At 38.5% G+C, this 24043-nt stretch carries 18 protein-coding genes; 3 read left to right on the top strand and 15 right to left on the bottom strand.

Features of this window, described 5'->3' with window-relative positions; genetic code table 11:
* Window positions 1-736 precede the first annotated feature (736 nt).
* The gene (locus ACYT6F_RS06525) at window positions 737-1690 is read left to right on the top strand and encodes a fasciclin domain-containing protein (RefSeq protein ID WP_472600422.1); all 954 of its coding nucleotides are present in this window, start codon (window positions 737-739) and stop codon (window positions 1688-1690) included.
* 68 nt (window positions 1691-1758) lie between these two features.
* On the opposite strand, the gene ACYT6F_RS06520 is transcribed toward ACYT6F_RS06525, so the two are convergent.
* The 7 genes from ACYT6F_RS06520 to ACYT6F_RS06490 form a co-directional block, all read right to left on the bottom strand.
* Complete coding sequence (locus ACYT6F_RS06520; protein ID WP_472600421.1) at window positions 1759-2259, bottom strand: hypothetical protein; 501 nt, start codon at window positions 2257-2259, stop codon at window positions 1759-1761.
* A 60-nt stretch (window positions 2260-2319) separates the two neighbouring features.
* Window positions 2320-4437, bottom strand: a complete 2118-nt coding sequence (gene scpA, locus ACYT6F_RS06515; RefSeq protein ID WP_472600420.1) for a methylmalonyl-CoA mutase — start codon at window positions 4435-4437, stop codon at window positions 2320-2322.
* A gap of 411 nt (window positions 4438-4848) precedes the next feature.
* Window positions 4849-6960, bottom strand: coding sequence for a prolyl oligopeptidase family serine peptidase (locus tag ACYT6F_RS06510; RefSeq protein WP_472600419.1), 2112 nt, complete (start codon window positions 6958-6960; stop codon window positions 4849-4851).
* A 122-nt stretch (window positions 6961-7082) separates the two neighbouring features.
* Window positions 7083-8168 carry a peptide chain release factor 1 gene (prfA, locus tag ACYT6F_RS06505; protein ID WP_062163276.1) on the bottom strand — a complete coding sequence of 362 codons (1086 nt, stop codon included), beginning with the start codon at window positions 8166-8168 and terminating at the stop codon, window positions 7083-7085.
* Between the two features lie 139 nt (window positions 8169-8307).
* The gene (locus ACYT6F_RS06500) at window positions 8308-11148 is read right to left on the bottom strand and encodes an alpha-amylase family glycosyl hydrolase (RefSeq protein WP_472600418.1); all 2841 of its coding nucleotides are present in this window, start codon (window positions 11146-11148) and stop codon (window positions 8308-8310) included.
* A gap of 440 nt (window positions 11149-11588) precedes the next feature.
* Entirely contained in the window at window positions 11589-11885 is a 297-nt protein-coding gene (locus tag ACYT6F_RS06495) for a hypothetical protein (RefSeq protein ID WP_472600417.1), read from the bottom strand.
* A gap of 196 nt (window positions 11886-12081) precedes the next feature.
* Window positions 12082-13689 carry a fumarate hydratase gene (locus ACYT6F_RS06490; RefSeq protein ID WP_472600416.1) on the bottom strand — a complete coding sequence of 536 codons (1608 nt, stop codon included), beginning with the start codon at window positions 13687-13689 and terminating at the stop codon, window positions 12082-12084.
* Between the two features lie 194 nt (window positions 13690-13883).
* On the opposite strand from ACYT6F_RS06490, the gene fumC reads away from it, so the two are divergent.
* Window positions 13884-15278, top strand: a complete 1395-nt coding sequence (fumC, locus tag ACYT6F_RS06485) for a class II fumarate hydratase (protein WP_472600415.1) — start codon at window positions 13884-13886, stop codon at window positions 15276-15278.
* Window positions 15279-15352: 74 nt separating this feature from the next.
* Here fumC and ACYT6F_RS06480 read toward each other — a convergent pair whose 3' ends face one another.
* From ACYT6F_RS06480 to ACYT6F_RS06470, 3 genes are read right to left on the bottom strand one after another with little or no spacing between them, the layout of a single operon-like run.
* The gene (locus ACYT6F_RS06480) at window positions 15353-16390 is read right to left on the bottom strand and encodes an outer membrane beta-barrel protein (protein WP_472600414.1); all 1038 of its coding nucleotides are present in this window, start codon (window positions 16388-16390) and stop codon (window positions 15353-15355) included.
* A 31-nt stretch (window positions 16391-16421) separates the two neighbouring features.
* Window positions 16422-17036 carry a hypothetical protein gene (locus ACYT6F_RS06475; RefSeq protein ID WP_472600413.1) on the bottom strand — a complete coding sequence of 205 codons (615 nt, stop codon included), beginning with the start codon at window positions 17034-17036 and terminating at the stop codon, window positions 16422-16424.
* Window positions 17023-17583 (bottom strand): RNA polymerase sigma factor, encoded by a 561-nt coding sequence (locus ACYT6F_RS06470; protein WP_472600412.1) that lies wholly within the window; start codon window positions 17581-17583, stop codon window positions 17023-17025. Before ACYT6F_RS06470 ends, ACYT6F_RS06475 begins: the two co-directional genes overlap by 14 nt.
* 179 nt (window positions 17584-17762) lie before the next feature.
* Between ACYT6F_RS06470 and ACYT6F_RS06465 the strand changes: the two genes are divergently transcribed.
* Entirely contained in the window at window positions 17763-17954 is a 192-nt protein-coding gene (locus ACYT6F_RS06465) for a hypothetical protein (protein WP_472600411.1), read from the top strand.
* A gap of 73 nt (window positions 17955-18027) precedes the next feature.
* On the opposite strand, the gene ACYT6F_RS06460 is transcribed toward ACYT6F_RS06465, so the two are convergent.
* The 5 genes from ACYT6F_RS06460 to ACYT6F_RS06440 form a co-directional block, all read right to left on the bottom strand.
* On the bottom strand, window positions 18028-19248 hold the full coding sequence (locus tag ACYT6F_RS06460) for an aminotransferase class V-fold PLP-dependent enzyme (protein ID WP_472600410.1): 1221 nt from the start codon (window positions 19246-19248) through the stop codon (window positions 18028-18030).
* A gap of 157 nt (window positions 19249-19405) precedes the next feature.
* Window positions 19406-20050: a 50S ribosomal protein L25/general stress protein Ctc gene (locus ACYT6F_RS06455; RefSeq protein ID WP_472600409.1), complete on the bottom strand. Its 645-nt coding sequence runs from the start codon at window positions 20048-20050 to the stop codon at window positions 19406-19408.
* Between the two features lie 56 nt (window positions 20051-20106).
* The gene (locus ACYT6F_RS06450; RefSeq protein WP_472600408.1) at window positions 20107-21045 is read right to left on the bottom strand and encodes a ribose-phosphate pyrophosphokinase; all 939 of its coding nucleotides are present in this window, start codon (window positions 21043-21045) and stop codon (window positions 20107-20109) included.
* 85 nt (window positions 21046-21130) lie between these two features.
* Complete coding sequence (locus tag ACYT6F_RS06445) at window positions 21131-22696, bottom strand: G-D-S-L family lipolytic protein (RefSeq protein WP_472600407.1); 1566 nt, start codon at window positions 22694-22696, stop codon at window positions 21131-21133.
* A gap of 9 nt (window positions 22697-22705) precedes the next feature.
* Window positions 22706-23941, bottom strand: a complete 1236-nt coding sequence (locus ACYT6F_RS06440; RefSeq protein ID WP_472600406.1) for an OmpP1/FadL family transporter — start codon at window positions 23939-23941, stop codon at window positions 22706-22708.
* Window positions 23942-24043: the final 102 nt, after the last annotated feature.

Below are 24043 nucleotides of genomic sequence, written 5' to 3'. Positions count from 1 at the left end.
CATTTCTGCATCGTTTATTTTTTCAACTAAAATATTAGTTGACTGGTCGTGTGATTTTCTCACACTAAGCCTGCTAAAGCATTTTAAAGAATCCTTTTTGATAAGTAAGATTCTTCAATGCTCCGCTGCTTTCAAATGATAGAGTTATGATTAGCCCCGATTGCAACGGCATCCTTTTTTGTTTGGTAAAGACCTGGACAGGCTGAGCCTGAAGTGGAAACAAAAAAGATACAGTGGAAAGCGGGATTAAGCTTCTAAAAAAGATTTCGGGGAAACTTGTAAGTTTAAAATATTGCGCAATAAAAAACCCGAAATCTCTACGACTCCGGGTTTTGGTATTTCATTGTACTGTTGTTCTAAGAATGTACCCAACCGCGAAGCCTTACCACCATAAGCGGTAATCCAACTGTAGAATGCTGATTAAATTTGAACATTGCTTCGTATTTTTAATGGGTTAAACTGATTTTCAGGTGCAAATATATAAAAATTTTTATTTAAGTAATGTTTCATCAGACAATTTCAATCAAAAATGAGAAAATAATAATGCGGAAATGTCTATTTATATCCCAACCTATTAAAAAAAAGTATATATTTGAACGTATAGTAGAGCTATATTCAAATAATTAAAATTATTTATATTCATTCTAAATTACTTGCTTTAATATAAAATATTATTGTTTTTAATAAAAAGGTATAATTATTGTCTATCTAATTTTACACATTAACCTAAAGTATTATGAAAAATTTTTTAAAACCTCTACTTTTTTCAGGAGTCACTGTCTTATCCCTTTATTCATGTGACGATAATGAAGATCCGATGATGAACTCTGAGATGACCGTTTATCAAAAGATCTCATCAGACAGTGACCTGAGCAGCCTTAAGGCCGCCGTAGATAAGGCAGGATTATCTACAACCCTTGGCCAATCCGGAACGTATACTTTATTTGCCCCGACCAACGCAGCTTTCTCAACATTCTTACAGGCAAACGGATATGCAAGTTTAAATGATGTGCCTACTGCAGCATTGAGAACGTTATTAATGAACCACGTACTTGGTACAGAAGTGAAGAGTTCCGGAATATCAACCGGATATGTATCCACGCTTGCCATCGGTGCAGCTTCGGCTACACGCCCGATCAGTATGTATCTCAATACCAGCAGCGGCGTAAGAATCAACGGGACTTCTACTGTTGTTGCCACAGATATTGATGTAAACAATGGTGTTATTCATAAAGTAAATGCCGTTATCGGATTGCCAACTATTGTCACCCATGCTACGGCAAATCCGCAATTCAGCTCCCTTGTTTCTGCACTTACGAGAAGCGACATGCCAAACTTTGTTGGTATTCTAAGTGGTACTACCAATTCACCTTTCACGGTTTTTGCACCGACAAATACTGCTTTTTCGTCACTCTTAACAGAACTGAATCTTGCTAATCTTGCTGCAATCCCAAAAACGACTTTGGAAAATACCCTAAAATACCATGTTGTAACGGGAGCTAATGTAGCTTCTACCAACCTGACCAACAATATGACGGTAACGACTTTCCAGGGAGGAACCTTTAAAATCAATACGACAGGCGGTGCGAAAATAACCGATAACAATAACAGAGTATCTAATATCATCGCTACTGATGTACAGTGCAACAATGGAATCATCCATGCGATCGACAAAGTATTATTACCCTAAACCATACTATTAATTACAGCAAAGCCTGCCGGAATTCCGGCAGGCTTTTATTTGTTATATTTTGCAACTTAGTCTTTTGAACCGAGACTATCCATATCATCATCCATTCCTCTTACTTCATTAGAGTGATATACTCTTTCGGAACCAAGGAAATAAATGTTGTGTCTTGCTTTGGCAATGATCCCGTCATACTCCTGTTCCGTCATTCCTTCAGGAATATCTTTCTGACTATCTGAAGGTTTCTTAAAGACTTCGAGCGCTCCGTTTCTGCTTAGAATCGATTTTGCGCTAGCTGCTTCTTCAGGAGTTTCTGCATAAACAACAATATTATTTCTTCCGATGCTGTGTTTACGGTAGGCATCGAGCATTTCTGCATCGTGAGCGAAGGTATATTCAAAAAAGCCTTTCGTCTGATCATCTTCCTGATAGTGATCTGTTGATAAACCACTTTCAACACTTGATTTGGAAACAATAATATTTGCCTCGTTAAACCCGTTATTTTTTAAATCATTTTTAATTTCCTCTGTGTCTACAGTGACCGGAAATACTGAAACTACTGTATAAGCCATAATGAAAATTTTCATTAAACTATACAAAAGCTGTGCAAATTATACTTTGGAATCGTTAATTTAATTTAAAAATTTCTCCAGAATATCCACAGCACACTTTGGAAGGTTGGTTCCCGGGCCAAAAATAAAGTCGGCTCCGTTGGCATATAAAAATTCGTAATCCTGTTGCGGAATAACGCCTCCCACAACAATGGTAATATCTTCAGCACCGAGTTTTTTTAATTCTTCTACCACTTGGGGAACCAATGTTTTGTGTCCTGCGGCCAGTGAAGACACCCCTAAAATATGAATATCATTTTCAACGGCCTGTTTTGCGACTTCTTCCGGAGTCTGGAACAACGGTGCAACATCTACATCAAATCCCATATCTGCAAATGCTGTTGCCACTACTTTTGCGCCTCTGTCATGCCCGTCCTGGCCCATTTTTGCAACCATTAATCTTGGTCGGCGGCCTTCTTCTTCCTCAAATTTCTGAGTAAGCTGAAGCGCTTTTTCAAAGTACTCGTTTTTTCCTGCATTCATGGCATATACTCCTGATATTGTTCTGATGTTGGCTTTGTATCTTCCGAAACTTTCTTCCATTGCATCACTCATTTCTCCGAGGGTTACTCTTCTGCGTGCTGCCTCAATGCATAAAGCCAGAAGATTTCCTTTTCCTGTTTTTGCGCATTCGCGGATTTCATTTAGAATCTGTTCTACAGCGTCCTGGTCTCTTTCCGATTTTATTTTATTCAGTCTTTCGATCTGCTTTCTGCGGACTTCCGTATTGTCGATATCTAAGATTTCAATCTGATCTTGCTTTAACGTCGACCTGAAAGAATTTACGCCAATGATGAATTCTTCTCCACTATCAATCTTCGCCTGTTTTCTGGCTGCCGCTTCTTCGATTCTCATTTTCGGAATTCCTGCCTCAATGGCTTTTGTCATCCCGCCTTCCTGTTCTACCTCATCAATGTATTTCATAGCTTCTTCGATCATCTGTTGGGTAAGACTTTCTACAAGATTACTTCCTCCCATAGGATCTACCACGTCGCAGATTCCGCTTTCCTGCTGAAGAATGATCTGGGTATTTCTGGCAATTTTTGCAGAATAATCCGTCGGCAATGCAATGGCTTCATCTAAAGCATTCGTATGAAGAGACTGGGTTCCTCCCAAAGCAGAAGACAAAGCTTCAATCGCAGTTCTGGTTATATTATTAAACGGCTCCTGTTCGGTAAGCGACCATCCTGAAGTCTGAGAGTGAGTTCTTAAGGCTAAAGATTTAGGATTTTGTGGATTGAACTGTTTCAAAAGTGTTGCCCAGATGTATCTTGCCGCACGCATTTTGGCAATTTCCATAAAATGATTCATCCCAATCGCCCAGAAAAAGGATAGTCTGGGTGCGAAATCATCGACATTCATTCCTGCTTTTATTCCGGTTCTTACATATTCGAGGCCATCTGCCAAGGTGTAGGCCATCTCAAGTACAGGTGTTGCACCTGCCTCCTGCATATGATATCCGGAGATGGAAATAGAATTAAATTTAGGGATATGTTTTGAGGTATATTCAAAAATATCGGCAATAATTTTCATGGATGGCGCAGGTGGATAAATATAGGTATTCCTTACCATGAATTCTTTCAAAATATCATTCTGAATAGTTCCTGAAAGCAGTTCCTGAGAAACACCCTGCTCTTCTGCCGCTACAATATAGAAAGATAAGATCGGAAGAACAGCCCCGTTCATGGTCATGGAAACAGAGATCTGATCCAACGGAATTTCGTTAAACAGGATCTTCATATCTTCCACAGAATCGATGGCTACACCCGCCTTTCCTACATCTCCGACAACTCTTGCATGGTCAGAATCATAACCTCTGTGTGTTGCCAGGTCGAATGCAACGGAAAGTCCTTTTTGACCGGCCGCCAGGTTTCTTCTGTAAAAAGCATTAGATTCTTCCGCAGTTGAAAACCCTGCATACTGACGGATGGTCCACGGTTTCTGAACATACATGGTGGAATAAGGACCTCTTAAATAAGGTTCTATCCCGGGCGCCGTATGAATCAATTCTTTATTTTGAATGTCTTCTGCTTTATAAGAAGACTTTAACTGTAATCCGTCTTTTTCAAAACTGTAGATTTCCGTGTGCTTTTCGGATATATTAAATTGAGGAGTTTTATTCTGAACTTCTCTTCTCATAGTTTCAGGTTTATTTGATGGCTAAAATTAAGCATTTTTGAGATAATAAACCTGTCTTTAATTTTCTGTTCCGCAATAGGGAAATGCAGACTCTCGAGAGTATATTAAAAACTTTGAATCATAAATCAGAAAAGATCTTCATCACTAAAGAAAAGGTCTTTGTTACTGCATTAAAAATATACTATACCACACAAACAATCTTTTTATACTTAGTAAAGATCTACTATACTGAACAAAAATTCTTCTATACTTGACAAACAACCTTTTATACCCGGCAAAAGATACTCTATACTTAACAAAATATGTTCTATACCAGACAAAAAATATCTCTATACCGGATAAAAGATTTTATTAACCTGACATTGAAAAGGCCGGGCTAAAGCCCGGCCTCATTACTTTTTAATTAACTGTTTATTTTCCTAATTTTTTAATTCCCATTTCGAAAAGCGCAAAAGAAATAAGGTCTGCATTTTCACCGATTACCTGATCTGTAGATCGACCGGCACCGTGTCCTGCATTTTTCTCAATTCTTAATAAAACAGGATGATCACATGCCTGTTTTTCCTGCAGCTCTGCTCCGAATTTGAAGGAATGCGCCGGAACCACCCTGTCATCATGATCGCTGGTAATGATCATCGTAGAAGGATAGCAAGTTCCGGCTTTTACATTATGCACAGGTGAATATGATTTTAGATATTCAAACATTTCTTTGCTGTCTTCGGCTGTTCCGTAATCATACGACCAACCTGCTCCGGCTGTGAATTTATTGTATCTCAACATATCAAGTACGCCAACTCCGGGAAATGCTACTCTTGCCAGATCAGGACGCATCGTCATGGTAGCTCCCACGAGAAGCCCTCCGTTTGAACGTCCCGAAAGGGCCATAAACTGTTTTGAAGTATAGCCTTTTTGCTGCAGATATTCTCCGGCCGCAATGAAATCCTCAAAAACATTTTTCTTTTGCATTTTAGTTCCGGCATCATGCCACTTTTTACCGTATTCTCCACCGCCGCGAATATTCGGAACGGCGTAGATACCCCCATTTTCCATCCAGATGGCATTAACCACAGAAAAAGCAGGCTGTAAGCTGATATTAAAGCCTCCATACGAATATAAAATCGTAGGATTTTTGCCATCCAGCTTTGTTCCCTTTTTATAATTGATCATCATCGGAACTTTTGTGCCGTCTTTTGAAGTATAAAATACCTGTTCCGAAACATAGTTTTCAGGATTGAATTTTACTTTCGGCTTCTGGTATACTTCTGATTTTCCCGTATCGGCATTGAATTTATAGGTTGTTCCCGGCGTGATATAGTTGGTAAAGGAATAGTAAAGTTCTTTCTCTTTTTCTTTTCCTCCGAAGCCTGAAACGTTTCCTTTCCCGGGAAGTGTAATTTCACGGACTACTTTACCGGTTCTGTCGTATTGAATTACCTTATCAATGGCGTCGATCATGTAGGTTGCAAAGAAATATCCTCCACCTGTTGTAATGCCTAATACGTTTTCCGTTTGCGGAATAACATCTTTCCAGGTTTCAGGAGCTGGATTTTTAATGGTTGTTTTCACAAGACGCATATTCGGAGCATCTTTATCGGTAAAAATATACAAATCGTCTCCCTGAGTGTCTACGATACTGGCGTTGATATCAAAACCCTTATTAATTTGCACAAAATCGCCTCCGTTTTTGAGATCTTTTATGTATAATTCATTTCCGTTTGTCGCATTGGCTGCTGAAATAATCAGATACCGCTGATCTTCGGAAACACCACCTCCAATATATCTTCTCGGGGTTTTATCGCCCCCGAAAATTAACTGGTCTTCAGATTGTTTTGTTCCTAATTTATGAAAATAAACTTTATGTTTATCCGTCATTCCGGAAAGTACGGTTCCTTCTTTCGGTTTATCATAGCTGGAATAATAAAACCCTTCATCGCCCTGCCATGAAATACCGCTGAACTTTACATCGATGAGTGTTTCGTCAATCTGTTTTTTTGAAACGGCGTCAATGATGATAATTTTATTCCAGTCACTTCCTCCTTCTGAAATGGAATACGCTGCCAGATTTCCTTTTTTGTTAAAAGATAATTGTGAAAGTGACGTTGTTCCTTTATCTGAAAATTTATTCGGATCTAAAAATACTTCCGTTGCCTTTGTTTTATTATGAGTTCTGTATAAAACAGATTGTGCCTGCAGGCCGTTGTTTTTGTAATAATAAGTATATTCTCCTTCTTTGAAAGGTGCTGAAATTTTTTCGTAGTTCCAGATATCCGTCAGTTGATTTCTGATTTCTTCCCTGAAAGGAATCTTTGAAAGATAATCCTGGCTGTGTTTTACTTCTTCATCTACCCATTTTCTGGTGGCTTGCGAATCATTTTCAAGATCTCTGAACGGGTCTGCAACAGCAGTTCCGAAATAATTATCGGTCTGATTGCCTTTTATGGCTTTAGGATACATCATTTTCTGTGAATAGAATGTTGCCGAAAACAGCACTCCGGCGGTTAGTAATAATGGTCTGAATTTCATATTAGCTATTTTCCCAAAAATAAGGAATCTAAATCAAATATTTCAACGCAAAAAACTATAGCATATGAAATAAAAAAATCTCCGGTTATCCGGAGATTATTAAAGATTTTATGATAAAGATTTTATAAATTTTCTTCTTCGCCTTTCATTTTTTCGGCATTTTCTGCCATGATAACAGCGTCTATCATTTCGGAAATATCTCCGTTCATATAGGCATCCAGGTTGTACATGGATTTGTTGATTCGGTGATCCGTTACTCTTCCCTGAGGATAATTATAGGTTTTGATCTTTGCTGAACGGTCCCCTGTGGAAACCATCGATTTACGCTGGGCAGCAATATCACCCTGTACTTTCTGAAGTTCTATATCGTACAGTTTGGTTCTCAGCATTTCCATTGCCAATTCACGGTTGGCCAGCTGGGAACGCGCCTGCTGACAAACTACCACCAATCCAGAAGGTTTGTGGGTAAGCTGTACTTTGGTTTCAACTTTGTTTACGTTCTGGCCTCCTGCTCCTCCAGATCTGGAAGTTTGCATTTCTATGTCCGCCGGATTCAGTTCAAAATCCACCTCTTCGGCTTCCGGAAGAACCGCAACCGTAATGGCAGAAGTATGAACCCTTCCCTGAGATTCGGTTTCCGGAACACGCTGTACACGGTGTACTCCTGATTCAAATTTCATGATTCCGTACACGCCTTCTCCTTCCACTTTCATGATGAGTTCCTTGTAGCCTTTTGCCGCTTCGTTAGAGTCTGTCACCTCATGTTTCCAGCCTTTTGTTTTGAAATACATGGAATACATTCTGTAGATATCTTCTACAAAGATTGCCGCTTCGTCACCCCCAGTTCCGGCACGAAGTTCCACGATCACGTTTTTATCATCTGCAGGATCTTTGGGAATCAACAATACTTTTAATTCTTCTTCAAGGCCGGGAATTTTTTCCAAAGCCTCGTTCTTTTCAATTTTTGCCAATTCTACAAAATCTTTGTCGGATCCGTCAGCAATAATCTCGTCGGATTCTTCAATCGTATCCAAAGCACCTTTATATTGATCGTAAACTCTTACAATTTTCCCCAAATCACTATATTCTTTGTTCAGAGAAGAATATCTTTTCTGATCTGAAATTACATCAGGCTGAATAATAAGGTCTGCCACCTCATTATATCTTTGTTTTATAGCTTCTAATTTTGGAATTAAACTCTTAGACATAGTAAAAATTTAGTTGGCAAAGATACGGATTGATTTGTAGATGTGCTAATTTCGGATGGAAATGAGGGGTGGATATTCACTTTCTGATAAATAAACTTATTTTCTATATAAAAAAAGACCGCTTTTCAGCGGTCTCCGTTTATTTTATAATCATTTTCTGAATGGCTATTCCGGAATCTGACTTCAAATGAACCAGATAAGTTCCCGGTGCATAATCAGCTTTTAATTCATAAGTTCCGTCTTGATTTTTAAGCTTAAAGCTATCTACTCTTTTTCCGCTCATATCATAGATTACAATTTCTCCGTTTTTAGCTTTGTGATAAATTAATTTTGCCAAGCCGTTTTTCACCGGATTATCCGCAATCTGCAGCGATAACTTGTAAGCTGCTGTTTCATCAATTGTTGACAGGGTACCTACATAGTTTCCGAAAATCCTGAACTCTCCCGGCTGCAACGTGATAGCTGCTGTTGTAGAAGTGATATTGGAAATAGAGTTATCCATCAGATTCTGCCACTGCCCCGTGTAAGGGAAATATGGGATTACATTCTGTGCTGTTGTGTTGTAGTTTGCAATGACCACAATATTTTTCACTCCATTTGTGATGGCATTATCATAAACATAGATTCTTGTAATCAATCCGTTCGGATCATTGGTAAGATTGTTAGACTCTACAGTATAAGTTTTTGATCTGAAAACAGGATATGTATTTCTGATATCGATAATTTTGGCCCAGGTGTCATATACGGCTTTTCTATTCACATTGATATCATATCCAAGAGTAAATGCGATAGGCTTTTCATCTGTTCTGCATCCAGGGTTAATAGAGCCATCGCCGCATCTGTTAATACTGAATTCGTAACCCAGTTCCCCAAACTGCCATATCATTTTAGGGCCCGGAATGGTGAAGAAAGTTGCTCCGAAAGTTTTCATTCTTTCTAAAGCCGTGTTAAGATCTTTTACATTGTAACTTCCATTTATGGCACCGAATGACAAATTCTTAAACATGAGTCTTTCTTCGTCGTGGCTTTCACCAAAACCTACCGCATGCATGTTTGTAAAGCCTCGAAGCGCATGATTCATCCTGTCATAATTGCTGTTATCTTTATAACCCATTGTATTCTGGTTATATGGATCGGTCTGCTTATTCCAAAGCATAACCCCTTTTCCTTCTGCTATTCTATAATTGGCCCATTGCTGCTCTTCGGCATCTGTTCCTAAATGTTCAAAAATAACATATGAATTCGGATCGATCGCCCATTGTTTGTCAGCATAATCTTTCAAAATATCTACTCTGTCCTGCTGATAAGCATTGGTGCAGGTTTCATCATTTTCCGAGCAGTTCTGGGTAAATCCTTTGGTAAGGTCCCAACGGAATCCATCGACACGGTATTCTGTAAGCCATTGTTGAAGACATCTTTCAACGTAATATTTAGTTGAAGGACTTGAATGGTTGAAATCTTCAAAAACATTGTAAGAATGTTTCGGAACCGTATTGAAGTATGGGTTGTTAGGTGCAACGTTACCGAATCCGTCGCCATCCGGATCTACATTCCAAAGCCTAACGAGTGGAGAACGACCGGTAGCATGGTTGAAAGCAATGTCTAAAATTACAGCAATACCGTTCTGATGACAGATGTCAACAAATTCTTTGAATTTTTCAGGTGTTCCGTAAGCTTTATCTAAAGCATAATGGAAAGAGGTATTGTAGCCCCACGAAAGATTCCCTTCGAATTCCATAATAGGCATCAGCTGGATTGCATTAATTTTTAGATTTTTTAAGTAAGTAATCTTATTAATCAGTGATTGCCATGTTTTTTCCTGCGTGAAGTCTCTTAGCAGCAATTCATAGATAACAAGGTTATCTTTAGAAGGACGCTGGAAGTTAGTTACCTGCCAGTTATAAGAAGTCTGTCCGGTTTTAAACATCGAAACTTCAAAATCCTGTCCTGCCGGGAATGGTGGCAAATTAGGATACGTTGAAGAGGTAATCCACTGATCATCATAAGATGATAAAATCTGTGGAGAATATGGATCTGCAACTTTTCTGAGATCATTGGTTCTGTATTGGAAGGTATACAGCTGCTGTGGAGTAAGGCCACTTAATTCAATCCAATATAAATCAGGATTTGTTGTATCCCTTTTCATTAAGTAAGTGTCATTTACCGTCCAGTTATTAAAGCTTCCGATAACATGTACAAAAGTCTTAGATGGTGCATACAGTGCCAACCCCACTTTTGTCTGATCTGTAGGGTGGTAATTTATCCCTTGTCTGATCCATCCTGGAATAGCTTGGGAAACTACGTTTCTCGGAACCTGAACAATAAATGTTCTGTTCTTTGTATTGGAATTGGCGTCTGTAGCAATCAATTCCATATTGGCATCTCCGGTTACGGTATAGTTGTAGGAGTAAGATGTTGAAGGTGTTGCGGTAGAATGCACCACGCTTCCGTTGGCCTTGAGCTGGAATGTAGCATTAACATTCGTTGTTGCGGTAACGTTTATTGAATTACCTGAAGGAACTGAGGTGAGACTATTAGCAACCGGATTGGTCAGATTTAAATTCAGAACCCCTACATTCACGAAGATGTCGGGAGAGGTCTGGTTCGTTCCTGTTTTATTTTTTAACAAAAAGCCAAATCTTCCGATTCCTGTTCTTGCAAAAAATGTTGTGGGTGTAAAAGTTAAGGAATAAGTGTCGGTAGTGGAATTATAATTCAGCCTGTTCAGCTCATTAGAATTTGTCCAGCTACCGTTGGTAGGACAGTCCTGGCTGTTCTGATAGTTTGCATCGAGAGACCATGACCAGATATAGATCGCATTGTTGGCAACGCCCCATGCGGCTTCATTTATCTGATTACCAGGAACCGTTAAAGTAATCGCATCCGTTTCATTAAAAGGGTTCGGTGTGATGGTATAGCTTATTTGCCCAAACATGCAGGCTACTATAAGCAATAGTATACCGGAATAAAATTTCTTCATAACGTTTCTTTTAGTTACACGAAAGTAATTTCTTTTTTTGAAAACTAATTATGTATTATGAAAAAAATGACAAATTTTAACATATTAATATTCAGGTTACTTATTGAAATGGTTTTACAATTTAAAGCAATCTATAAAAGAATTAAGACTTTGATATTATTATAAATGTTTATTATAATTTAATATTCATCCTTTTTACTTTATTTTTTGTGAAAAGACATTGCTATGTAAAACAATTTGATCATTAATCCTGAGAAAAAAATCATAAAATAACTTAAAGATTCTTGTAGATATGGATTATCGGTAGGTATTGGAAATACTGATTGTAGACATCTGCAATAAAAATAAAAACCACTTACCGAAATAAGTGGTTTTAGTATATGTTGTTTTGCTTTGATATTGCTTTCCCGGAATTCATGTGGGAAAACAATGACAATCAATTAATGATGTCCGTGGCTGTCGTGACTGTGGTCGTGAATGAAAGGACCATGCCCTTTTGGTTCGTTGTAGATTACCTCCGCACCACTTTGTTCGTATACCATTTTGCTTCTGATATCTTCCGGGTCGAACGGCTTTACTTTTCCAAAATATTCTTTCAGACCTTCAGTTAACCACAAAGGAATTACAAATCCGAAGAACATGAAAATACACCAGAATCCTACAAGGAACATAATTATGAAAAATACAGTCCAAAGGAACTGGTAAAACGGCCAAAATGCTGATAAAATCGTTATCATTTTTCTTAAAGATTTTAGGCAAAAATAGAACATTTTATTTTTTTACACAAAAGAATGCAGCCTATTTTTGTTATTTATTTTGATTTTAATTTAAAAGACGAAAAGATGAGAGACAAATAGATGATAGACATGCGTCGTTAAATCTTAACTTGTCTCTTTTCAACCAGTCTATTATCTGTCTTTCATTTTATATTTTTTAATGTGCCAGATTTGCAAAGAAGTCGTTTCCTTTATCATCGGTAATAATGAATGCGGGAAAATCTTTAACTTCGATTTTTCTTACAGCTTCCATTCCCAATTCAGGGAAATCCACGACCTCAACGGAAAGAATATTATCTTTAGCCAGAATAGCAGCCGGACCTCCGATAGAACCTAAGTAGAAGCCTCCATATTTTCCGCAGGCATTGGTAACGTCTTTACTTCTGTTACCTTTGGCAAGCATGATCATGCTTCCGCCGTGGCTTTGGAATTCGTCCACATAGACATCCATTCTTCCTGCCGTGGTCGGTCCGAAGCTTCCCGAAGCCATTCCTTCCGGTGTTTTCGCCGGTCCTGCATAATAAATCGGGTGATTTTTAAAATATTCAGGCATCGGCTTTCCGCTGTCGATAATCTCTTTGATTTTAGCGTGGGCAATATCTCTTGCTACAATTAAAGTTCCATTTAGTTTTAATCTTGTTTTAATAGGATATTTTGACAACTCGGCAAGAATTTCAGCCATTGGTCTATTAAGATCAATTTCAACCGCTTCTTCCAGATGTGGCGGCGTATCGGGTAAGAATCTCTTCGGATTTTCTTCCAGTTGCTCAAGGAAGATGCCTTCTCTTGTAATTTTACCTTTAATGTTTCGGTCGGCCGAGCATGAAACACCCATTCCTACCGGGCATGAAGCAGCATGACGAGGAAGTCTGATCACTCTTACATCATGTGTTAAATATTTTCCTCCAAACTGTGCTCCGATGGCACTTTCCTGGCATATTTTCTGAACTTTCGCTTCCCACTCCAGATCTCTGAACGCCTGCCCTGCTTCATTGCCTTCAGTAGGCAGATGATCATAATATTTTGCAGAAGCTTTTTTCACGGCAGCAAGATTCGCTTCAGCAGAAGTTCCCCCGATTACCAACGCCAGATGATAAGGCGGACATGCGGCTGTCCCAAGATCAGAAATTTTTTCTTTGATGAATTCTTCAAGAGATTTTTCGTTTAATAAAGATTTTGTTTTCTGATAAAGAAAAGTTTTGTTGGCAGAACCTCCTCCTTTTGTTAAGAACAAAAATTCGTAATAATCTCCTTTTTTAGCATAAATATCGATCTGCGCCGGAAGATTGGACCCCGAATTTTTCTCATCAAACATCGTTAAAGGTACTACCTGAGAATATCTTAAGTTTCTTTTCTGATAGGTATTATAAATTCCTTTGCTTAAATATTCTCCGTCGTCAACACCGGTATATACATTTTCGCCTTTTTTACCCATTACAATCGCTGTTCCCGTATCCTGGCAGGAAGGTAATGCTCCTTCTGCCGCCACTGCTGCATTTTGCAACAGGTTATAGGCTACAAATCTGTCATTATCAGTTGCTTCAGGATCATCAATAATTCTTCTCAGACTTTCCAAATGCGAAGAACGAAGCATGAAAGAAACGTCTGCCATTGCTTCTTCTGCAAGCAGCTCCAATCCTTTCGGATCTATGGTTAAAATTTCCCTGTCTCCTAATTTTTCAACTTTTACGTAATCTGAGGTAAGTTTCTTGTACACCGTATCATCTTTCTGGATTGGGTACGGATCCTGATATCTAAATTCCATTCTTCTTTTTCTTTGGGTGCAAAAATAAAACATCGCGAAAAAACATGAGTAAAATCAGAGACATGGATTGATATTTATAATGATTATAAATTGTGAGTGTTTTTATTTATATGTAATTTTATAGAATAAGGCCAAGATTAACAGAGACTGAAATTTCTTAAGCCTTAACCTGAATATAATAAACTTCAATCACAATGAATTACAGAATAGAAAAAGACACCATGGGTGAAGTGCGGGTACCCGCAGACAAGTTCTGGGGCGCACAAACCGAAAGATCCAGAAACAACTTCAAAATTGGTCCGGAAGGGTCTATGCCCCACGAAATTATCGAAGCATTTGCCTATCTGAAAAAAGCGGCAGCTTATACCAACGCTGATCTGGGCGTTCTGCCTGCTGAAAAAAGAGATACGATCGCAAAAGTATGTGACGAAATTTTAGAAGGAAAACTGAATGACCAGTTTCCGCTGGTGATATGGCAGACAGGTTCAGGAACGCAGTCTAATATGAATGTAAATGAGGTAATCTCCAACAGAGCTCACGTCAATAACGGAGGAACCCTCGGCGAAAAATCAGAAATCCACCCAAATGATGACGTCAACAAATCGCAGTCTTCCAATGATACGTATCCTACGGCAATGCATATTGCAGCATACCGTAAAGTTGTGGAAGTGACAATTCCTGCGGTTGAAAAATTACGGGATACTTTAGCTGAAAAATCAGAAGCCTTTAAAGATATTGTAAAGATCGGAAGAACACATTTGATGGATGCGACTCCATTAACACTGGGACAGGAATTTTCCGGCTATGTTGCCCAGCTGAATTATGGTTTAAAAGCTTTAAAGAATACCCTTCCGCATCTTTCTGAGCTTGCGTTGGGAGGAACCGCAGTAGGAACCGGACTGAATACTCCGAAAGGTTATGATGTAAAAGTAGCTGAATATATTGCAAAATTCACCAATCATCCTTTTGTAACGGCTGAAAATAAATTTGAAGCGCTGGCCGCCCACGATGCTATCGTTGAATCTCACGGTGCTTTAAAACAACTTGCGGTTTCATTATTCAAGATTGCACAGGATATCAGGTTACTGGCTTCGGGTCCCCGTTCGGGAATCGGAGAAATCCATATTCCTGAGAATGAACCGGGATCTTCCATCATGCCCGGAAAAGTAAATCCTACTCAGAATGAAGCAATGACGATGGTTTGTGCACAGGTTTTAGGAAACGATACAACGATTTCTTTTGCAGGAACACAGGGAAATTATGAGCTGAATGTTTTCAAACCGGTAATGGCTTTTAATTTTTTACAATCTGCACAGTTAATTGCTGATGCATGTATTTCCTTTAATGATCATTGTGCAGTGGGAATTGAGCCTAATCATGAAAGAATTAAAGAGCTTGTTGATAAGTCATTAATGCTTGTAACCGCTTTGAATACCCATATCGGTTATGAAAATGCAGCAAAAATTGCTAAAACAGCTCATAAAAACGGAACCACATTAAAAGAAGAAGCTGTAAACCTCGGACTCTTAACCGCCGAACAGTTTGACGAATGGGTAAAACCTGAGGATATGGTGGGGAGCTTAAAATAGAAATAAATTTAAACGTTAATATTGTAACAAAACGCCGGAAAATTTTCCGGCGTTTTGTTATATATATATGTGCATCACCACCAAAGTGCTACTCCGAAAGTTAAAGCTTTATCGTTTTCGAAGGTTCCACTTTTAAAGAAATTTCCGAAATCTTTTTTAACAAAGATGCTGAAATCATCATAAGAAACTGTAAACTGCCCTCCGTAAATAAAAGGACTTACCCGATAGTCGCTTCTGTCTCTGTCGCTTATTCCTTCACCTTTGATAATATTATTGGTAGACATTTTTACTCCTCCGTAGATATTGGCGCCCACTTTAAACCCATGAGAATAATCTCTGTACTGGACATCCAGACCTGCATTTTTCAGCTTTGAAAAATTGTACTGCAATCCCAGCGGAACGACAATATAACCTGTTCTAAGCTTACTTTTACTCAATCCTTTCTCATAATTTGCCAGATATACATTGGAATTGGCATCTTTTGCCACAAACATATTGTTATCAATACTCAATGTTCTCCAGGAAAACCCGATTCCGGAAATTAATCCCCACGGACTTGTTCTTCCGAATTGGTAATTGAATTTAAACCCAAATTCAAAATTTCCGGCATAGCGCAGATTATTATCCAAAATATTATCTGCCTTATCGTTTGTAAGATTCATAATAGAATAAGAGATATACGGAGAAAGCTCTTTTGTTGGTCTGAATTTTTTCAACAGCTTTTCCTTCAATTCCTCATTAGAAGTCACATCAGAATTAAGGAGAGAATACCGTACCTGTTTTTGAATAACGGCATCCATATCAAAGCCTAATTCTTCAATTCTCTGATCTATCTTCTCAGAATACTTACTGGCAATCAATGATTTTTGTTCATTGAATTCCGCTTTAGAAAGATTTTTAGACTGAAGTTCAGTTAAATCGACTTCCATCAGTTTTTTTTCCTCCTTAATGATCGTGTCAATCTTTTTTGCATATTCGTCCACCTTTTCTTTTACAATTGGACTTACTTCGGTGTCTTCTTTTGGCTGAAGATTGAATACCGGCTTTTTTTGAGCGAATATCGCTGTAGACAATAGGCATAGCCCACCCATCATGATAAATTTCCTGATCATATTATAATAGTTTTTATTGTTTAAAATTGATTTATTTTTCGTTTAGATCAATGCTTGCAACATTGCTTTTTCCTTTTGTTTTTTCAATAACATCTTTATGCTCGACTGAAAAGAGCAGGGTTGAAGGATCCACATACTTTTTTCTTCTGGCTGGAGTTTTTGCAGAATCAGATTGAGCAATGATTTTTTTCGGCTCAACACTTGAAATATTCGCTATCATTTCCGGTGCTTTTTCGACAGGTAACGGCAATTGCTTTTCCTGTGTATCAATCTGTAAATCATTAGCCTTTTTCGTTTCTTCCGGAGCAGCAGACTCTACTGCTACAGATTCTAACTTCTTTTGCTCAGATGATTTCTGTGTTTTAACTATAACTGATTCGTTTTCCTGATTTTCTTCTTTTTTATTCCCAACAGCAATATTTGATTTCAGATCCTGCGGGTTTTCTTTGTTAAAAAACAGGACCATACTGAGACTGAATGCCAAAACAACACAGGCTGCCACCAAGAACCAATTTATCTTAGTTTTTGAAGATTCAGCAGGCTGGTGAGATTGAATCTCGGACCACAGATCTCTCGAAGGCGTAATTTCTCTTTCACTGATCTGTTTTTTAATATGATATTCTATGTTATTTTTAGAACTGTTCATTTTTTAAGGCTTTTTGTTGTTGAAAGTAAATTTTTCTCATTTTCTCTTTGGCTCTGAACAATTGTGTTTTGCTTACCGCAGTTGAAATCTGCAGCATATCGGCAATTTCCTGGTGCGAATAATCTTCAAAAACATACAGGTTAAAAACCATTCGGTAAGCATCCGGAAGCTGATCAAGAAGTTCCTGCGCATTAAAATCAAAAGTAACTTCCTCATCATGCATTTCTTCCAGATAAGATTCGCTGATATCGTCAAGATAGAAAACCGTTTTATTACTTTTGATAAAGTTTAAGCATTCATTTACAACAATTCTTCTTGCCCAGCCATCTAAGCTTCCCTCTCCGCGAAAGCTATCCATATTTTTGAAAATTTTACAGAATGCTTTAATGACGCAATCTTCCGCCTGGTAAAGATCATTAATATAACTCCTGCTGATGCTCAGGTACTTCTTTACATTCTGATCATAAAAAGTTTTCTGCGCTGCCGGATCATGCTTTTTGAGCCGGCTAAGCAAATCATCTTTTTTATTGCTGAACAAAATCTTCATAATTATCTGTTTCTGATAGTAAGACAAGAAAAAATCGAAAAGGTTACACAGATCTCATTTTTTTTCGAATAAATATAAAATTTCTGGCAGAAAGAAAGAATTTTCAATTTTGTCTTTACTATATTATTATTTTTCATAACTTAGTGAAATAATTGCAAATAACTAAATGATAACAAATTATGAAAAAACTAAGAAAACTTCAAAGAGAAAACTTAAAGCAGGTTATGGGTGGTCACACCTGTCCTGCCAACACTTACCACATTACTTATAATGGTTACCACGCCTGCTGCCTGCAAATTCCTACGGGAAATCCATGCACGTCAACCAGCTGCCTGGTACCTATTGAAATGTGCGAATCCGGTCTTAATTAAAATTGCTGATAATTAAAACGGACCCGGGCGGAAATTTTTCCGCCCGGGTTTTTATTAAAAGAAAATTCAGAGATTAGCTGAGCATTCTCTGCGCTTTTTTTACACCTTCTACAAGAAGATCAATTTCATTAAAATCATTATAAACGGCAAAACTTGCTCTAACGGTTCCCGCAATATTGAAAAAGCTCATAATAGGCTGAGTGCAGTGATGCCCGGTTCTTACGGCGATTCCTAATTTATCCAGAATCATCCCTACATCAGAAGCAATGCCTATTCCTTCAAGATTAAAGGATACCACTCCGGTTCTATTGGCTTTTTCACCGTAAATTTTTATACCATCCAGTTCCAACAGTTTTCTCTGAGCATATTCCAGCAATGCATTTTCATGATTCTGAATATTCTGCTGCCCTACTTTCAGGATAAAATCCACCGCTGCTCCCAAGGCAATATTCCCCCCCACATTCGGTGTTCCCGCTTCATATTTAAAAGGCAGTGGTGCATAGGTGGTCCCATCGAATGAACATGTGGCAATCATCTCTCCGCCACCATGGAAAGGCGGAAGTTCCTCAAGAATATTTTGTTTTCCATACAGGATTCCCGTCCCCATAGGTGCATACATCTTATGTCCAGAAAAAACATAAAAGTCACAGTCCATTTTCTGAACATCGATAGTAAAGTGCGGCGCAGACTGAGCTCCGTCGATTACAATATAAGCGTCTGTATTTTTTCTTGTTTTCTCTATGATTTGCTCAATAGGATTTACAATACCCAACGCATTGGAAACATGATTTACCGAAACTACTTTTGTTTTTTCACTTAAAAATTCATCCAGTATATCCAGCTGAAGTATCCCGTTCTCGTCAATAGGAATAACTCTCAGTTTCGCTCCGGTTCTTTCACAAAGCAATTGCCACGGTACTATATTGGAGTGGTGTTCCAGGTAAGAGATAATAATCTCGTCGTCTTTTTTAAGCTTTTGTGTTAAAATATAAGCAATAAGATTCAGCCCTTCTGTTGTTCCTTTGGTAAAGATGACTTCGTAATCATGCTTTGCATTGATAAATTTCTGAATCTTCCTTCTGGAAAGTTCCATTTCTTCGGTTGCCAACTGACTCAATGTATGAATTCCGCGGTGCACATTGGCATTAATTTCTTTATAATATTGAGTCCAGACATCTAAAACGGAGTCCGGTTTTTGTGATGTCGCTGCATTATCAAGATAAACCAACGGTTTACCATTCACCTTCTGATCTAATATAGAAAACTGAATTCTGATTTCCTGAATGTCAAACATTTATTAAAAATTTAAATTAAAGTGCTCTTATTTAGAACTCTTCAAATTTACGGCTTTTTTTCTAAAGGTATTATGTAGAAATATGATTATAGATGTAATCTAAAAAGAAAAACCTGCCAAAAAATGACAGGTTTTATATAATAGTGATAAGTAATTCTTATTCAGCTGCTGATTCTTCTGCTGCCGGAGCTGCTCCTTCTTCAGTTGCTCCTTCTTCTTCATCTTCATCATCCATTGCTGCAGCACCACCTTTCATTGCATTTCTAGACATCTTAACAGCTACAACAACTGCATTATCTGGGTGCATGAAAGTGTATCCTTCAGTTTTGATTCCACCGATGTAAAGTTTGTTCCCGATTCTTAGCGGGGTAACATCTACAACGATTTCGTCCGGTAAGTTAGCAGGGATTGCTTTTACCTTCAGTTTTCTGAAAGACTGACGTAAAACACCACCGGCAACAACACCTTTAGAACGACCCGTAATTCTTACAGGAACTTCCATGATAACTGGCTTATCGTCAGCTAACTGATAGAAATCTGCGTGAAGAATTTTGTCTGTAATCGGGTGAAACTGAATATCCTGAAGAACAGCCGGAATTGTTTGACCATCAACCTCAATAGATACCGTGTGTGCTTCAGGAGTATATACCAAACCTTTGAATGCTTTCTCTTCTGCAGAGAAGTTCAATGGCTCACCACCTCCGTAAACAACACAAGGAACTAATTCAGCATCACGTAAAGCTTTTGTAGACTTTTTGCCCACGCTTTCTCTTTTTGTACCTTGAATTGTAATAGATTTCATTTATAAAAATTTAAAAATTTGTTTTAAAATTTAATTTGCAAGCTCTTGAATATCAATTAAATAATAAATTTACTACTGATTGACTGATGCTCATGAACCATCTTCATAACGTCTGCAAATAATGGGGCGCAAGATAGCACTTTTATTTTAGATGACAAATTATTTTTCACAGGAATTGAGTCAGTTACAATAACTTCCAATAGTTTAGAGTTCTCAATATTCTCATATGCTTTCCCTGATAACACTCCATGTGTAGCCATTGCTCTTACCGTTTTTGCGCCTTTTTCCATCAGGATATCTGCAGCTTTACAGAGTGTACCCGCCGTATCAATCATGTCATCGATAAGAATTACATTTTTTCCTACTACATCCCCGATCAGGAACATCTCTTCTACAACATTTGCTTTTTTTCTTTCCTTGTAAGCAATTACAACGTCTGCACCCAAATGTCCAGCATAATTTTTCGCTCTTTTCGCACCTCCCATATCCGGAGAAGCAATGGTAAGACTTTCAAGATTAAGATCTCTGATGTAATCTACGAAAATTGTAGAGGCATATAAATGATCTACCGGAATTTCAAAGAATCCCTGGATCTGATCGGCATGAAGATCCATCGTCATTACTCTGGTTGCTCCTGCAGCCGTTAAAAGATTTGCTACAAGCTTTGCACCGATTGGCGCTCTTGGTTTGTCTTTTCTGTCTTGTCTTGCAAGTCCGAAATAAGGTAGTACTACGGTAATGCTTTTTGCAGATGCTCTTTTCGCCGCGTCAATCATTAGAAGAAGTTCTAAAAGATTGTCCGCTGGCGGGAATGTAGATCCGATCAGGAAAACTCTTCCTCCTCTTACAGATTCGTCCAAAACCGGCTCAAATTCTCCGTCGCTGAACTCCTGAAAGTTGATTTTTCCTAATTCTTTCCCGTAATGCTGGGCAATTTTCTCTGCCAAGTCCTTACTCGTCCTTGTACAAAATAGATAACTTAACTGATGGGCCATTTTTACTTTTTAAAAGATTTTGCAAATTTAAAAAAAAACCACAAGAATCTGTCTTGTGGTTTCTAAGTTTTTATTTTTATAGAAATTACGGGAAAGTAACTCCTGAATATTTATTGGCATCAACCTGCGGAAGATTAGATCTGTATTTCTTATTGATTGACTGAATAAACTCGTTGGCAACAATAGCATATCCTCTTCCGGTAAGGTGTACCCCGTCGAGAGAGAAAGTACCTCCGCTGACAAATGTTGCGGTGTATTTTACCCCGTTATATGTAATTCCTGATTTTGAATTCAGCTCTACCATCTTCTGATTCATATCAACAAAAGCTAATCCGTAAGAATCTGCCATTGATCTGATCGATGTATTATACGCAGTCACAGCAGTAGAAATATTGCTTACCTCATCAGCCGTTAATGAATATTGATCACCAATTGGGAAACTCGCTCCGTAGATAAATACAGAACTCGGAGTAGCCGGTTGATTGGTTACTGCATCCAAACCTAACAAACTGCTGGAAGTAAGAAGCATTAATTCTCCTGGCTTTGCCTGACGTGCTCTTCCGAAAGCATTGCCTATAAATGCAGCCTGAGCAGGAGTATATCCATTTGCCGCCAAAGCAGCGGTAAGCTGAGCCGAAAGATTAGTTAATTTATTATCAATAATAAGAACAGGATTATTTCCAGCCACAACAGGATTAATTCTGTTTCCCTGTCCGAATGCTGTAAGGGCAGCTTTTAAAGGTCCGTAAAGTTGCGAATTTAAAGCCTGCGCTTTCGTTGCATCTAAAGGAATTGCATTATAAGGAACCCTTGTAAAAAAAGGAATATTGGTAACATTAGGAATATTGGCAATAACTCCTTTTGTGGCCCCTACACTTTTAAGACCGTCTAAAACCGCTTTAATAGAAGCTGCAACAACATTAGGGTTCGAAATATCATTCGATCTGTACATTGCAGGACTAACATTATCGGGCTGAACCGTTGCTGCCGTATACGTCGTAACGCCTCCCACTGTCTGAGAATTTGTCCCCCCATTCGTGGCATACGACAGGACATCGTTGTTCCCTATCCAAAGAGAGAAGAAAGTAGGAGCCTGTGACATTGCGTCAGCTAAAACGGAAGTTGTAGCAGATGAAGCAAATCTTACAAAATAAGGATTTGCCGTTCCGGTTGCCAGTCCGGCAGGACTTCCATACCCGGGCGCTACAAGGTGGAAAGACTTTGCTCCCGGCACACCCATATTCTGGTAAGGTCTCCCTGAAGCAATATTATCCAAAGCACCTCCGGCAGCACTGGCAACAGGAGTCAGTGATCCGTTAACAACCTGAAGCGTAAGTTTTCCGGGGAAGCCCGGCAAGTTATTAAACCCACCTGTATTATTAGGCATCAATGGCTGCTTAAAATCACCACCGCCCGTAAGTTTCATTTGCTGGGCAATCATTGAGGGATAAGACTCATTCTGTCCGCCTGAATAAAGAGCACCATCTCTGTATCCTGAGGTTAATGAGTTCCCTAATGCTACATATTTAGAAAAGTTAGCTTCACCACTGGTTACCACAACATCTTTTACATCTGTATCAAAATCATCCTCGCAACTTGTTGTAAACAGAAGTGCGGAAATCGCGAATGTAGAAATTATAATTTTTTTCATAGTCTTCAATTAAAAAGGATTGTAAGATAAACCTAACCCGAAATAGTACGCAGTAGCTTTAGCCTGTCCGTAGAAACCAAGGGTTTTATTATTTACACTTCGTGACTGAGGCATTGCGTAACCTCCTGCGATATCTACCCCAAACTGTTTCAGTTTAAACCCTACACCTCCTGTTACTACATAAGTGTTGAAAGATGGAGTCTCAGGAATGAAATGGTCGTCAGAATAAGGCGATTCATCATAGTAAGCTCCAAGACGTCCGTAAATCATATTGCTGAATGCGTACTGAGTTCCCAAACGGAATGTTTTTGCATTTCTGAAATTTTTAGGAGCAACCACAACCGTTGGATCTGCATTTCCGGTTGCCAACGGAGCACTTGCAAAATCGAGGGTAAGCTGGCTATATCTGGACCATCCGTGATAATTGAAATCTGCTGAAATCAACCATTTCGGAGTTACTTTGTACGTTAAACCCACTGTATATTCTTCAACCAAAGGCAGCGTTGCGGTAAAACCATCTGTTCCGGAAGAATTCAGCCCTAATAAAGGATAAATTGATGTGGAAGGGAATTTGAAAGTTGCAGTACCATCTTTAGCTTTCATATCAACTGGTGAACGGTAGGCAATACTTACATCCACTTTAGGATCCGGTCTGAAATAAAACCCGAAGCCGTATCCATGGCCGCTTGCATCGCTGTCAAGATTAAGCTGTCCTCCAAATTGAGTAACCGCTCTGTCCCAGTTTACCGTGCCTTTTGCATAGATATAACTCGCTCCGAAAGCAAGCCAGTCATTAAATTTATAAGAAACCATAGGCTGGAAATAGTAGCTTTTCAGCTCAAGCTTCTGAACCATCTCTTTTCCTTCCCAGTCACTTGGCCATTCTATAGTACTTCCAAAAGGAGTAGTAAAGCTAAAACCCACAGACAATTTCTCAATAGGTCTGTACGTTACGGCAGCATAAATAGGCGTACCCAAAGGATTATCTGTTTCAGTAGTCTGTAATGTATTCAGATTTTGAAAGGTAATCTTGTTGCTTGCGCCGAATCCACCGGCTACAATACTTAGTTTCGAGGGAATGAATGACATACCTGCTGGATTAAAGAATGCCACACTCGCATCTTCAGCATGAGCACTGGTGTGTGCCATTGCCAATTGTTTCACCCCCTGTAGAGAAACCCTGAAGCCTCCTGCGTAAGATAAAACACCTGCCAACAATGCAGTTGATACTAATATTTTTTTCATAGACTATTATTATATAATCCAAATATAAAATTATTTTACTTACCTCTGTTAATAAATCATAAAATTTTAAACAATAAAACCAAATAAAACTATGTTTAAAAT

The organism is Chryseobacterium sp. NG-CE01 (assembly GCF_055695505.1).
The sequence above is the reverse complement of the archived record's forward strand: the minus strand, read 5'-3'. Positions and strand labels throughout refer to the sequence as shown.